Origin of the sequence: Spirulina sp. CCNP1310 (assembly GCF_034932185.1) — a bacterium.
Classification (GTDB): domain Bacteria; phylum Cyanobacteriota; class Cyanobacteriia; order Cyanobacteriales; family Spirulinaceae; genus Spirulina.
The window spans coordinates 81847-95046 of record NZ_JAYGHW010000005.1 but is presented as its reverse complement, the minus strand read 5'-3'; the positions used below and the strand labels follow the sequence as shown (position 1 = coordinate 95046).

Below are 13200 nucleotides of genomic sequence, written 5' to 3'. Positions count from 1 at the left end.
GCTGATGCTATTGAGGGAGTGGACTAAGATTTCTACTAGGCAATGTGTTGAGGGAGCGGACTACAGTCTGCACGACGAACAATAAAGGATTGCGGTGCTGAATGCTCAAAGTAAAGCTTTCTTTTCATTTTTTCTGATGGTTAAAATATTCATCCAATGGAGCAATTATGAAATTCAACTCATCCCAGATCGTTAAAGGTATTTCCTCGTTGAGTGCGATCGCCCTCAGCATCACTGTCCTGGGTTTGCCCGGTTTAGCCAGTTTTGCTCAAGATTATCCCGATTACGGTGCTGAACCGCTCTTTGGTGAGTTTAATCTTGATGCTGGTTTTCGCCCCGATCCCTACAATATCGATGTTGTGGCTGGGGGAACAAACAATGCCAGTGATTTCAACTTAGGGCCGGATTGCATGGGCTATATTGCTGCGGCACAACCCGATATTCGCGTCAATTACACAGCCGGGGATTTTGAACTCCTCAGTATTTACGTTGCCTCCGATGTTGATACGACGCTGGTGATTAATGGCCCCGATGGTTCTTGGTATTGCAATGATGATGATGACACCGAAGGTTCGGTAAATCCTCGTGTTATGTTCAGTTACCCCACTTCAGGACGGTATGACATTTGGGTGGGAACTTTTCATGATGAGGCTAACCCCGCACAAATCCGCATTAGTGAAACCTGGGTTCCCTATGACTAAGCCTATTTGCCGATACAAAAACGGCTGAAAATTTGATCTAGCACTGATTCCGTCACATCTTCCCCGGTAATTGCGCCGAGGGCTTGGATTGCACTGCGCAGATCAATCGTCCAAAAATCGAGGGGGAGGGGAGTGGCGATCGCCTCCTCCACATGAATTAATGCTCTTTGAGCAGCGGTGAGGGCAGCGGCTTGGCGTTGGTTGATGGCGATATCCAGATCAGCGGCTTGGATGTTGTCCCCCTGAACTTGGGTGAGGATCGCCGTTTCCAGTTGATCAATACCTGTTTGAGTTGTGGCGGTGGTGGTGACAACGGCGGTAATTTCGGGGGGATATTGTACCGATTCCGGAGGAGCAAGATCACTTTTATTAATCACCAAAATTAACGGCCGGTGCTGGATCTGGGCGTAAATTTCCGCCTCTGCCGCCGTCCAGCCCTGTTGCGCGTCGAGGGTGAACAGGATTAAATCCGCCTCCGCCGCCGCTTGGCGCGATCGCATCACGCCCATTTTTTCCACCTGATCCCCCGTCTCCCGAATTCCCGCCGTATCCAACACCTGCACCGGAATTCCCCCCACCATCAAGCTCGATTCCACCACATCGCGGGTTGTACCGGGAAGATCCGTCACAATGGCGCGATCGCTCCGGCTCCAAGCATTTAACAGGCTCGATTTCCCCACATTGGGCTGACCCACAATCGCCACCTTCAACCCACTGCGCAGCAATTCCCCCCGATGGGCCGTGGCCAAAATTCGCGCCACCTGCTCCCGCACTTGGGCCACCTGAGCGGCGATCGCCCCCTCATCCAAGGGGGGCAAATCCTCCTCAAAATCAATGCGGGCCTCCACTTCCGCCAAAATATCCAAACATTGCCCCCGCAATTGCCGAATCGGCTGGGCTAACTTGCCCCTGAGGCCCGCAAGGGCCATCTGAGCCGCTTGGGGTGAGCCGGCCCCCACCAAATCCGCCACACTTTCGGCTTGGGTGAGATCTAAACGGCCATTGAGAAACGCCCGCAGCGAAAATTCCCCCGGCTCCGCCAACCGCGCCCCAGTTTGTAAACAAAGCTGTAACACCTGTTGCACGGGCATCATGCCCCCATGGCAATGAAACTCCACCACATCCTCACGGGTAAAGGAGCGGGGAGCCAACATCAACAGCAACAGCGCCTCATCCACCATCACCCCCGTTTGGGGATTGCGGATTGAGCCGTAGAGAATACGGTGAGTTTCCCAGGGTTGGGTTCCGGGTGCGTGGAACAGTTGACGGGCGATCGCCACCGCCCCCGACCCCGAGAGCCGCACAATACCAATACTGCCCTGATGGGGAACCACCGCCGAAGCGATGGCGGCGATCGTTTCACCCTGTTCCATAGTTCTACCGAGACTCCATCACAAAAACCTTTTTATTTTAGAGAGGAGGGGCGAGTATCGGTGCAAATCACCCCAGGGGGGCTGCCATGTGTTGAATGTGCCGAGTTTTCAGCCGGTCTCCGAGAATTTACGGATGATTTGCAAGATGCATGATCTTATACTGAAAGTTGAACCATGATTAAACCTACCAACTAAGCACAACGGTTGATCAACAAGCCATCAGGGCCAGTTTCCGCATCTTTCCCCATCGTAACGAGTCAAAGTAAACTTGTTCTTTCCATCCTTATCACCCGAAACCCAAACTGCTTAGTTGGGGTTTTTTTTATGGAGATCCAAGGCAACAGAAGGAGAGCAACTGCAACAGATCAACTCTCTAATCCGGTGGGAGAAGCTCCATCGACTCTGGGATCTCGATTCAGGGAATTAGAGATCAAATAGACTGTTTAGCAGGGGGAAGCGATCGCCCCTTTGGCGGTGAGGGCGGGGAAAGTCCTGAGACTCCCCATTAACTGGGAATCCCCGCGCTTTGAGGCCGGGGAATATCAATGCCTTGCTGTGCTGTAATTAAATCCAAAACCCTTGGCACAAAACTGAAAACAGGTTTATAATGTGCCTAGCTGTGATTAAACCCAAACCCCAACGTTTTTTCGTTGGGATTTTTTTTGGATTTACTCTGTTGCCCCTCAGTAAACCGTATTTTTGCGGAGATTGCCAAGATGAAATCCCTAAATTTGACTAAAGCTTTACGGAAAATGCGAGTTTCTTAAAGTTTTGGTAAAGTTTCATCCTCGAAATTGCTGAAAAAATTCCCTCAACTCTCAGCATAATCAGCAAAGCTCCATGGTGCTTTACGAGCATGAACGCCGTGATTTCTTCAGCGGGAGAGTCGTACTTCCACAGAGACTCGATCCGGATTGCTCTCGCCCGAATCGGGAAATCTCTCGGTACAATGGGATCGCTTGTCCTGATCATCGCCTATGGCCCCCACGCAACCGGATTGGTTACGCCTCAAAAAAGCTCTTACCGTTGAAGCCGAGCGGGGATTTGCTGACCTTCAAGGCCGGGAACACCGCTTTAGTGAATTTATGGCCCTCAGTTTTAGCCAATTCGTTCCCGAAGCCAGCCCCGATCAACAGCGCCGCTGGAGCCAACTGGCCCAAGATTTTCACCGCTACCCCCAAGCCTCCCTCGCCCAGCGGCGGCTCTATATTGCCACCGCCCGCCAACTCATCCAAGATCTGCAAACTGCCGCTGCCAAGATAGCGGCGGTTGAGAATCTGGCGGCGAAAACCCCAGAAATTGAGCATCACCCCGCTTCCCCCCCGAAAACCGCCCCTCTGGTTAAAGAAATTAAGGCCAATGGAGACGAGATCAGTCTCGATACCCCTTTGATCGATTTACCCAGCCTCAAAAGTCGGCGGGGGGTGAAGTTGCTGGCGCAGTTGGGTCTGGTTACGGTGCTTGATGCGATCTATTATTATCCCCGCGACCATGTGGACTATGCCAAGCAGGCCCCCATTGCGGCCCTGGAGCCGGGGGAAACGGTGACGATCATCGGCACGATTAAAGGCTCTCGCTGTTTTACCTCCCCCCGTAAACCCCAATTGACAATCTGGGAATTGCGGATGAAGGATCACACCGGCCACATTAAACTGAGCCGCTTTTTTCATGGCAATCGCTACAGTAATCGGGGCTGGCAAAAGGGCCAGGAGGGTCGGTTTCCCGTGGGGGCGATCGCCGCTGCTTCGGGATTAGTCAAGGCCAATAAATACGGCTTAACCCTGGAAAATCCGGAGGTGGAAATCCTCGACGGCCCAGGGGGGGAAATTGAATCCCTCAAGATTGGCCGGTTGTTGCCGGTCTATCCCCTCACGGAAGGGGTGACGGCGGATCTGGTGCGGCAGGCGATTGTGGCGGCGTTGCCCGCTCTGGATCAACTGGGGGATCCTTTGCCTGTGGTGTTACGGGATCAGTATGGGTTTGTGGATTTGCCGACGGCGTTGCGATCGCTCCATTTCCCCCCCGATCAAGCCAGCTTAGACGCGGCCCGCCGCCGCCTCATTTTCGATGAATTTTTCTACCTCCAACTGGGATTTTTACAACGTCGTCACCAACGGCAACAAATCCAAACTGGGGTTGTTTTAACACCCACCGGCCCCTTGAGCGATCGCTTCCGGGATCTCCTCCCCTTCCAACTCACCACCGCCCAACAGCGAGTAATCAGCGACATCCTCACCGATTTAGGCCAATCTAACCCGATGACGCGCCTAGTGCAGGGGGATGTGGGATCGGGGAAAACCGTGGTGGCGGTGTTTGCGATCTTGGCGGCGATCCAATCGGGCTATCAGGCGGCCTTGATGGCCCCAACAGAAGTCCTAGCCGAGCAGCATTATCGCAAGTTGGTGGAATGGTTTAATCAACTTCATCTACCCGTAGAACTGCTCACCGGCTCAACGGGGGTGAAAAAACGGCGGGATATTCATAGCCAACTTTATAACGGCGAATTGCCCCTCTTGGTGGGAACCCATGCCCTGATTGAAGACCCTGTAGAGTTTCGTCAATTGGGTTTAGTGGTGATTGATGAACAGCATCGTTTTGGCGTGCAACAGCGGGGCCGATTACTGGCCAAGGGTCAATCCCCCCATCTGCTCACCATGACCGCCACCCCCATCCCCCGCACCCTCGCCTTGAGCCTCCATGGGGATCTCGATGTGTCCCAAATTGACGAACTCCCCCCTGGCCGCCAACCGATTCAAACCGTTGTGCTTACAGCGAAGGAGCGACAACAGGCCTATGATCTGATCCGGCGGGAATTGGCGGGCGATCGCCAAGCCTACATCATTTTTCCCCTCATTGAAGAATCGGAAAAACTCGATGTAAAGGCAGCGGTGAAGGAATACGAACGATTGCAAAATACGATCTTTCCCGATATTCCCATCGGCCTCCTCCACGGTCGCCTCAAACCCGCCGAAAAAGAAACCGCCCTCGCCCAATTCCGCGATAACAAAACCCCGATCATCGTCTCCACGACGGTGATCGAGGTGGGGGTAGATGTCCCCAACGCCACCGTCATGCTGATCGAAAATGCCGAACGGTTCGGCCTCTCCCAACTCCATCAACTGCGGGGGCGAGTGGGGCGCGGCTCCCATGGCTCCTACTGCTTCCTGATGACCAGTAGTAAAAATCCCGATGCGATGAACCGCCTCAAAGTGTTGGAACAATCCCAGGATGGATTTTTTATTGCGGAGATGGATTTAAAACTACGGGGGCCGGGGGAGGTGTTGGGGACGCGACAAACGGGGTTAGCGGATTTTGCCCTGGCCAGTTTGGTGGAAGATCAAGAGGTGTTGCTCTTGGCAAGGGATGCCGCAACAAAATTACTCCTCGCAGAGCCGGAGTTAGCCCCCTATGGCAGGTTGCGGGAGGAATTGGGGAGGCGCGATCGCCAACTGATGGGGGGTGGGATTTTGAATTAGGGAATGGGGAATGGGGAAAATTCCGGAGCGGGGAGGAGGGACAAAGAAGGCGGGTATTTGTTCAGAAAATGAGTACTCTGGATAGAAGCGAATCTTCCCCCCTGAATCGAACTGATGACTGCTGATCCCAAAACTTCAACGAAAAAGCTAGCGGTACGTGGCGCAACCTGGGTGTTTTTGGGTTACGGGGCGAACCAAATGCTGCGGTTTGTCAATAACCTGATCCTCACCCGGCTCTTGATGCCGGATTTTTTCGGGTTGATGGCCCTGGCGACAACGCTGCGCATGGGTTTGGAATTGTTTTCTGATGTGGGGGTGAATCAGAGTGTGGTGCATAGTCCTCGGGGGGAGGAGCGGGTTTTCCTCGATACCGCTTGGACAGTGCAGGTGATTCGTGGCTTTGTCCTTTGGGGAGTTAGTTTTCTGATCACCGTTCCCGCCGCCCAGTTCTATGGCGATGATCGGCTGTTACTCCTCCTTCCCTTTGTGGGCATGACCACGATGGTGGATAGTTTGCGCTCCAATGCTTTTTTTACCCTCAATCGCCGCTTGGAGGTGGGGAAACTGACCATGCTCGAATTTACCACCAGTGCCATGGGGTTGGTGGTGATGATTACCTGGGCTTGGCTGAGTCCGACGGTGTGGGCGTTGGCGGTGGGGGGTTTGGCGGGGTATTTGTTCCGAACCGTGGGCAGTTACATTTTCTTTAAGGAGCCAATACCCCGCTGGACGTTGGATCGGGATTGTTTAATTGAATTAGCGCGGTTTGGCCGGTGGATTTTTGTGTCAGCGGCGATGATGTTTTTGGCGGAGCAGTCCGATCGCCTCATTCTCGGTCGGCTCCTCCCCTTAGAAATGTTGGGGATCTATACCATCGCCTATACGATGGCGAATATTCCCCGCCAATTGTTTAAACGCCTCAGCACTAAGGTGATTTTTCCCGCTATTTCTCAGCACAATCAATTGCCTCGGCCAGAGTTAAATGCAAAGATTCAGCGGCAACGGTGGCCATTGTTGTTGCTCTCGGCATTGGGGGTGGCGTTGTTGGTGTCTTGGGGGGATTTGGTGATTCTCGGCCTCTATGACGATCGCTATCAGGATGCCGCTTGGATGATGCCGATTCTCTGTGGGGGAATTTGGTTTTCGGTGTTGTTTTACACCCTTTCCCCGGCTTTGTTAGCGGTGGGTAAACCGTCCTACAGTGCCTATAGTAATTTTGCGAGCTTGTTGGTGGTGATTGTTGGCCTACCGTTGAGTTTCCAATATGGGGGTTTGCCTTGGGCGATCGCCTTAATTTCCTTCAGTGATATTTTTCCCTACTTAGTGATTCAGGGGGGTTTATATCAGGAAAAATTGCTCTGTTGGAAGCAGGATATCTTGAGTACCTTGGTATTACTGGGTATGACAGCTTTGTTCTTACAGTCCCGTGTATTTTTGAATTTGGGAATGCCTTGGGATTTAATGTTAAAAGGGGCATAAAAGCCTTGTCTTTTAAGGGCAAGATCCATCACCCCAAAAGCGCGATCGCGCAAAGGAGAAAAGAGAGCTATGGGTGCATCCACCCATTCCACAGCAGAAACCAACCCCACCCCCGATCTAGCAGGGATTTGGGAGCGATTAGATCATCTCTTGGAACCAGAAACTTCTTCCCCTCAATCACCCTCCCCCGCTTCAAAGTTGGTGCAATTTCCCAGCCCCCGCCTGGAACCCATGGAGCAACTCGCCGCGACGGTGGATCTGCCTGCCCTAGATGCCACGTTAGCGGCGTTATTAAAGCTGATTGCTCCGGACTATAGCGAAGGGGAAACCCTAGAGGCCTTGCAGCAGGTGGTGATGGTGTTAAATTCCGCAGAGGGGGCCACCTTGGCAACTCAGGCGGATATTAAACGGTTGACGACCCTTTATGAAGATCTGCGGGGCCAGGTGGAAGCCTTGCAAACCCCTACTTCCCCTCAACCGCTTCCTCCTATCCCAGAACCCACAGCAGCAGCCCCTGGGTTGGCGATGCCTTCGGTGATTCCTCCGGCTGAATCCCCTGATCCTGAATCATTCATCCCTGAATCATTTATCCCTGAACCCTTAAGCATTACGGCCCCAGATCCTGAAGCCTTGCCAAATCCTGAACCCTTAAGCATTACGGCCTCAGATCCTGAAGCCTTGCCAAATCCTGAACCCTTAAGCATTACGGCCTCAGATCCTGAAGCCTTGCCAAATCCTGAACCCTTAAGCATTACGGCCCCTGATCCCTTCCAACCTCTCCTAGAATCGTTCCGCCGTCGCTTCTCCTTCAGCGGTCGTTTATCCATCAGCCCTGGCTTTTCCTTCAACCGTCGCCAGTGGTTGGGTTTAGTGGTGCTGGCCCTCACCTTGGGGGCGATCGCCTTCTATTTCCCCATGATTCGCCCCCAAAAACACCTAACCGCCCAGTTAGAATCTGCTCTCGCGGCTGATCCCAATCTTTCCCTCTATCGGATTGCGCCCCAAGTGCAAGGGCGGCGGGTGATTCTGCGGGGAACGGTTCCCTACCGGGAACTACATCAGCAGATTCAAACCCTGATCCAAGCGTTAGCCCCCGATTATCAGATTGAAAATCAGTTGATGGTGGTGGATGAACCCGTGATTGCAACCGTGAACCAATGGGCGGCGACGCTGAATGATTTACCCGGCACGATGATCACGGCCCAATTCCACAGCGGCCAGGTGATTTTGACCGGGACAACTGCTTCTCAAGAAACAGAAGCGATAATCATCAAACGCTTTGCAGCAATTCCGGGGGTGATTGGGGTGGAAAATCTCCTTCAGGTGCAACCCCTTTCGTTACCAACGCGGTTTTATTTTCGGCATAACCAAGCGACGGTGGAGCCGGTGGATATTCAGGCGAAGGTGATTCCGGTGAAGAATTTTCTTGAAAAATATCCCCATTTGCGGGTGGAGATTCGCGGCTATAGCCATAGGAGTGAGGGGGAGGGCGATAGATACGCTAACGCGGATCGCCTCGCCCTCCAACGTGCGGAAGCCGTCCAAACCGCTTTAGAAGACCATGGCATTGATCGCCGTCGCCTAGCGGTGGTGAGAACTGGGGGGTTGCCGGCCAATGTGGCCCCCAATCAAGACCGTTGGCTCCATCGCACGGTGGCCTTTACGGTGGTGAGCGATCGCCCCACGGGCCAGCATTAAACCGGGGAACACGCCACAATAGAACGGTAACGTTCCACTTACCCGTGATTTTTATGTGTAATCTCGCCGATCGCCTCAGCGGTCTGGGGCGATTGCTCCAAACCCTGACCTTTTTCCAGGTCATCCCTTTTTTGAGTGTTTTCGCCCCGATGTCTTCCCAACCCCCCGCCCCTCCCACGGTGAGTAATAACCTGATTGTCGATTTTCAAACCCTGAGCGCGGCAGATCTCCAAGCCACTTGGGGGAGCCTTGATGATGTGGTGATGGGGGGCGTGAGTGCCAGTCGTTTTGAAAAAACCGATGAGGGTGCTCTGTTTACCGGCACAACTTCCACCGATAATTCCGGCGGGTTTACCTCGGTGCGATCGCGCAACTTTACGCCGCCGTTGGATGTGGGGAACGCCACCGGGATCACATTGCGGGTCAAAGGGGATGGCCAACGTTATAAATTTTTCATTCGCGATCAAAATGGCTGGGATAGCATCGCCTACGCCGCTTCCTTTGATACAGCGGCCCAACAATGGCTGACGATTCAGATCCCCTTTGCCACCCTTAAGCCCGTCTTCCGCGCCAAAACCGTCGAGAACGCGCCGCCCCTCAATCCCCGCGAAATCGTCTCCTTTCAACTGATGCTCAGTAAGTTTGAATACGATCGCGCCCTCAACCCCCAATTCACACCGGGGGAATTCAAGCTCTGGGTGGCATCCATCGGGTTGTATTAGGGGCAGAGCCATCACCCTCTCCTCATCTCGTGCCATGGCTCTGCCATGGCATGGATACTGGGCGGCTCTGCCGCCTGCTGGGGGAGGGAGAGGGAGGCGGAGCCTCCGGGAGGGCGTTACTTGGCAGAGCCAAGTAACGAGGATAGTTTTTCCTATAGAGGATAGGTACGCTAACGCGGATCGCCTAATCCCCTATACTCTAAACACGGTTTTGAGGACAATTTCCCCACCCTATGACCATTGCCCGCACCATTTGCCTAGGGTTTCTCGCCGTCATCACCCTAGGTACACTTTTATTAATGCTCCCCCTTTCCATCACCAGTGGTGAATGGAATTCTCCCATTGTGGCCCTGTTTACCGCCACTTCAGCGGTCTGTGTCACCGGGTTGGCGGTTGTGGATACCGGAACCCATTTTTCCCTCTGGGGGCAAGCCTTTATCCTACTCCTCGTTCAGATTGGCGGCTTGGGCTACATGACCAGCACCACGTTTTTACTCTTGGTGTTTCGGCAAAAATTTGATTTTCGCCAAAAGTTCGCGATCCAAGAATCCTTCGATCGCCCCTTTGTCCAAGGCAGCCGTAGCCTGATTCGCTCGATTATTGCTACGGTACTGGTGTTTGAACTGCTGGGAGTGATCATCATGTTTCAACCCTTTAGTGCTGAATATGGCAGTATCCGAGGGTTGTGGCTAGCTGTATTTCACAGTATCAGTGCTTGGAATAATGCCGGGTTTAGCCTCTTTCCTGATAGCTTGATCGGTTATCAGGGTTCTTGGCCGATTAACCTCGCCATTAGCCTGTTAATTATCTTTGGCGGCATTGGCTATCAGGTGATTATGGAATTGTTTAATTGGGTGATGAGCCTGCGATCGCCCCGCACCGCCCGCCTCTCCCTCAATTTCAAAGTGGTGACGAGCATGACCGCCATTTTGTTAGTAATCGGAACCGTCGCCTACCTGATCACCGAAATCCAAAACCCCGACACCCTCAAAGGCCTCCCCCCCCAAACCACCCTGTTAGCGGCTTGGTTCCAATCCGTCACCACCCGCACCGCTGGGTTTAACAGTATTGACTATGGCAAAATGGGGGACGCAGCCCAGTTAATCACCATTGCGCTGATGTTCATCGGGGCCAGCCCCAGCGGGACGGGAGGAGGGATCAAAACCACCACCTTACGGATTTTGCTCAACTGCACCCGATCCACATTGCGGGGTAGTGAACAGGTGGTGATGTATGGGCGTACCCTCTCCCCTTCGTTAATTTTGAAGGCGATCGCCGTCTTCATGGGGTCGGGATTTTTGATCGCCTTCACCACCATTAGCCTCGCCCTGATTGAATCCGGGAAGTTTGAGTTTATTGACCTCTTATTTGAATGTGTTTCCGCCTTCGCCACCGTTGGCCTTTCCACGGGAATCACCGCCGACTTTTCCGCCTGGGGTCACTTAATCTTAATTCTGACCATGTATATAGGTCGGGTGGGAATTTTAGTTTCCATGGCAGCAATTTTGGGGGAAAAACCCCCCAGTCAATTGCAATATCCCGAAGAAAATTTACTGGTGGGCTGAAGCCAAGGAGGGAAAGCGTTGAAACGAATAACCCATGCCCCGCTCGGTAATGATATAGTCCGGCTGTTTGGGGTCAGCTTCGATTTTGCTCCGCAGGCGGGAGATATGCACATCCACTAACCGCAGATCCCCCGGCTGGCGGGGGATATAGCCCCAAATAGCTTCGAGGATCGCTGCCCGCGACAGGGGTTCCCCGGCCTGATTAACCAGCAGTTGGAGAATATTAAACTCAATTTCCGTCAGCCGCACCCGTTGCTCATGGAGATAAACCCGCCGTCGGTTACTATCAATACAGAGCTGCCCCGCCTGAAGAACGCCATCATCCCCATTGCTTTTAGAATCTTGGGGTTTTAAGCGACGGAAAATTGTGTTAATCCGCGCTTCTAATTCTTTGGGGGAAAAGGGTTTCACTAAATAATCATCGGCTCCGATTTGTAGCCCCGTAATGCGATCCGCCACATCGGATAAAGCCGTGAGCATAATAATCGGAACATCGGAAGTTTCTCGAATAGTCTGACAAATTTGATAGCCATCTTTTTTCGGAAGCATGACATCTAAGATCACCAGGTCTGGGTCTTCCGTTGAAAACCGTTCTAGTGCTTCGTCCCCGTCCGCAGCGGTGATGACTTCGTAACCCACCATGGTTAGACGTGTTTGTAAGATACGCCGCACCGCAGGTTCATCATCGACCACCAAGAGTTTTCCCTTGTGGTTTTCCACGTTTTTTTAAACCCGATAATCTAATGAGAATCTCTATAGTGCTTATGATACCATGAGTGTTTCTACTCAGGGGGCGATCGCTATTTTTTGAGGGTATTGAGGGTATTAAGGATATTAATGGAGTATTTTGGATTTTTGAATTTGCACAAAGGGGCGGGGTGGACTTCCCATGATTGTGTGGCCAAGGTGCGGCGGCTTTTAAAGTTGAAGCGGGTCGGCCATGGGGGAACCCTCGATCCGGCGGCGACGGGGGTCTTGCCCATTGCCCTAGGGCGGGCGACGCGATTACTGCAATATTTACCCACAGCAAAAAGTTATCGGGGGCGGGTGCGCTTTGGGGTGACGACGACGACGGATGATCTCGAAGGGGAGATCCTCACCCAACAGCCCGCTCCGGATCTCACCTTGGCGCAAATTATGGCCCAGTTGCCCCGGTTTTTAGGGGAGATTGAACAAATTCCGCCGGCCTTTAGTGCGATTCAGCGGGATGGCCAGCGGTTGTATGATTTGGCGCGAGCGGGGGTGCAGGTGGAGGTTCCGGCGCGGCGGGTGGTGGTGACGGGGTTACGGGCGATCGCCTTTACCCCTGGGGATTTCCCCGAATTGGAGTTAGAGATCGACTGTGGGCCGGGAACCTATATTCGGGCGATCGCCCGTGATTTAGGGGCGGCCCTAGGGGTGGGGGGGACGTTGGCGGCGTTGGTGCGGACGCGCAGTTGTGGGTTGGATTTGGCGGGGGCAATGGATTTGGAGCAGTTGGCCAATCAACTAGAAAGGGGCGAATTTACGCCCATTCCCCCGGAGAGGCTCCTCACCCATTTACCCCGCTATGATTTGGAGCCGGAGGCGGCGCGGCGGTGGTGTCAGGGGCAGGGGATTGTCGGGGATTTTGTCGTGGGGGCTATCGCTCAGGTGTGGGCAGAGGACGAGGCGTTTTTAGGGGTGGGGGAAGTCCTGCCGGAGCGGGGTTTAATCCCCAAAGTGGTGTTGGTCTAGACCACAAAAAAGCCTTGGCTGCTCACACCAAGGCTTAGGAAGAAATTGAGTTGGAAGAAGAAAAGGAAAACTTACAGACCGCTGGCAATATTGGCACTTTGGGGATTCCGTAGCCCCAGATGGGAACCAGGGCGGCGGGGAACCTGTGGCCCCAGATGATCGTTCAGGATGGCGTAGGGAATGGTGGTTTTTCGGGTGGTGGCGATCGCCTGGGGTAAAGTGCCGAACATGGGTTTTGGTCTCCGATTGCTCACCCTTTTATCTTCCCCCAATGCCAGGATCTTGGGGTTGATCTCTATCCCCTGCCCGGTTGAGGTTGCTCACGGTAGAAGACGATGGCGGGCAAGGTGAGCAGTGAGAGATCTCAATAACAGGGGTGACACCCATCACAGCCAAAAGTTTGTTAAATTTTTCAGGGAGAGGTCAGGAAATGGGGAGGGAGGGGATAGGATGGTGCTCAATGGGCTGTA

General features: G+C 53.3%; 10 protein-coding genes. 7 read left to right on the top strand and 3 right to left on the bottom strand.

Annotation, left to right across the window (positions count from 1 at the left end; translation table 11 throughout):
• Nucleotides 1-167: 167 nt before the first annotated feature.
• Entirely contained in the window at nucleotides 168-701 is a 534-nt protein-coding gene (locus VB712_RS02725; RefSeq protein ID WP_323251875.1) for a hypothetical protein, read from the top strand.
• A gap of 2 nt (nucleotides 702-703) precedes the next feature.
• Here VB712_RS02725 and mnmE read toward each other — a convergent pair whose 3' ends face one another.
• Nucleotides 704-2074 carry a tRNA uridine-5-carboxymethylaminomethyl(34) synthesis GTPase MnmE gene (mnmE, locus tag VB712_RS02720; protein ID WP_323251873.1) on the bottom strand — a complete coding sequence of 457 codons (1371 nt, stop codon included), beginning with the start codon at nucleotides 2072-2074 and terminating at the stop codon, nucleotides 704-706.
• A 977-nt stretch (nucleotides 2075-3051) separates the two neighbouring features.
• Between mnmE and recG the strand changes: the two genes are divergently transcribed.
• The 5 genes from recG (at nucleotide 3052) to VB712_RS02695 (ending at nucleotide 11014) form a co-directional block, all read left to right on the top strand.
• Nucleotides 3052-5550 (top strand): ATP-dependent DNA helicase RecG, encoded by a 2499-nt coding sequence (recG, locus tag VB712_RS02715; RefSeq protein ID WP_323251870.1) that lies wholly within the window; start codon nucleotides 3052-3054, stop codon nucleotides 5548-5550.
• A 114-nt stretch (nucleotides 5551-5664) separates the two neighbouring features.
• A complete protein-coding gene (locus VB712_RS02710; RefSeq protein WP_323251868.1) occupies nucleotides 5665-7029 on the top strand; it encodes an oligosaccharide flippase family protein in 1365 nt (454 codons plus the stop codon).
• Nucleotides 7030-7098: 69 nt separating this feature from the next.
• Entirely contained in the window at nucleotides 7099-8727 is a 1629-nt protein-coding gene (locus VB712_RS02705; protein WP_323251866.1) for a BON domain-containing protein, read from the top strand.
• Nucleotides 8667-9449, top strand: coding sequence for a CIA30 family protein (locus tag VB712_RS02700; RefSeq protein ID WP_323251864.1), 783 nt, complete (start codon nucleotides 8667-8669; stop codon nucleotides 9447-9449). Before VB712_RS02705 ends, VB712_RS02700 begins: the two co-directional genes overlap by 61 nt.
• A gap of 233 nt (nucleotides 9450-9682) precedes the next feature.
• Entirely contained in the window at nucleotides 9683-11014 is a 1332-nt protein-coding gene (locus VB712_RS02695; RefSeq protein ID WP_323251862.1) for a TrkH family potassium uptake protein, read from the top strand.
• Here VB712_RS02695 and rpaB read toward each other — a convergent pair.
• Entirely contained in the window at nucleotides 11000-11734 is a 735-nt protein-coding gene (gene rpaB / locus VB712_RS02690; RefSeq protein ID WP_323251860.1) for a response regulator transcription factor RpaB, read from the bottom strand. The genes VB712_RS02695 and rpaB overlap by 15 nt on opposite strands.
• Nucleotides 11735-11851: 117 nt before the next feature.
• Here rpaB and truB point away from each other — a divergent pair, with 117 nt between their 5' ends.
• Entirely contained in the window at nucleotides 11852-12730 is an 879-nt protein-coding gene (truB, locus tag VB712_RS02685) for a tRNA pseudouridine(55) synthase TruB (RefSeq protein ID WP_323251858.1), read from the top strand.
• 71 nt (nucleotides 12731-12801) lie between these two features.
• Here the strand turns inward: truB and VB712_RS02680 are convergent, their stop codons facing one another.
• Nucleotides 12802-12960 (bottom strand): hypothetical protein, encoded by a 159-nt coding sequence (locus VB712_RS02680; protein WP_323251856.1) that lies wholly within the window; start codon nucleotides 12958-12960, stop codon nucleotides 12802-12804.
• Nucleotides 12961-13200 lie beyond the last annotated feature (240 nt).

Coding starts and splice junctions, on each gene's coding strand:
- VB712_RS02725 (WP_323251875.1), top strand. CDS start 168: ATGAAATTCAACTCATCCCAGATCGTTAAAGGTATTTCCTCGTTGAGT.
- mnmE (WP_323251873.1), bottom strand. CDS start 2,074: ATGGAACAGGGTGAAACGATCGCCGCCATCGCTTCGGCGGTGGTTCCC.
- recG (WP_323251870.1), top strand. CDS start 3,052: ATGGCCCCCACGCAACCGGATTGGTTACGCCTCAAAAAAGCTCTTACC.
- VB712_RS02710 (WP_323251868.1), top strand. CDS start 5,665: ATGACTGCTGATCCCAAAACTTCAACGAAAAAGCTAGCGGTACGTGGC.
- VB712_RS02705 (WP_323251866.1), top strand. CDS start 7,099: ATGGGTGCATCCACCCATTCCACAGCAGAAACCAACCCCACCCCCGAT.
- VB712_RS02695 (WP_323251862.1), top strand. CDS start 9,683: ATGACCATTGCCCGCACCATTTGCCTAGGGTTTCTCGCCGTCATCACC.
- truB (WP_323251858.1), top strand. CDS start 11,852: ATGGAGTATTTTGGATTTTTGAATTTGCACAAAGGGGCGGGGTGGACT.
- VB712_RS02680 (WP_323251856.1), bottom strand. CDS start 12,960: ATGTTCGGCACTTTACCCCAGGCGATCGCCACCACCCGAAAAACCACC.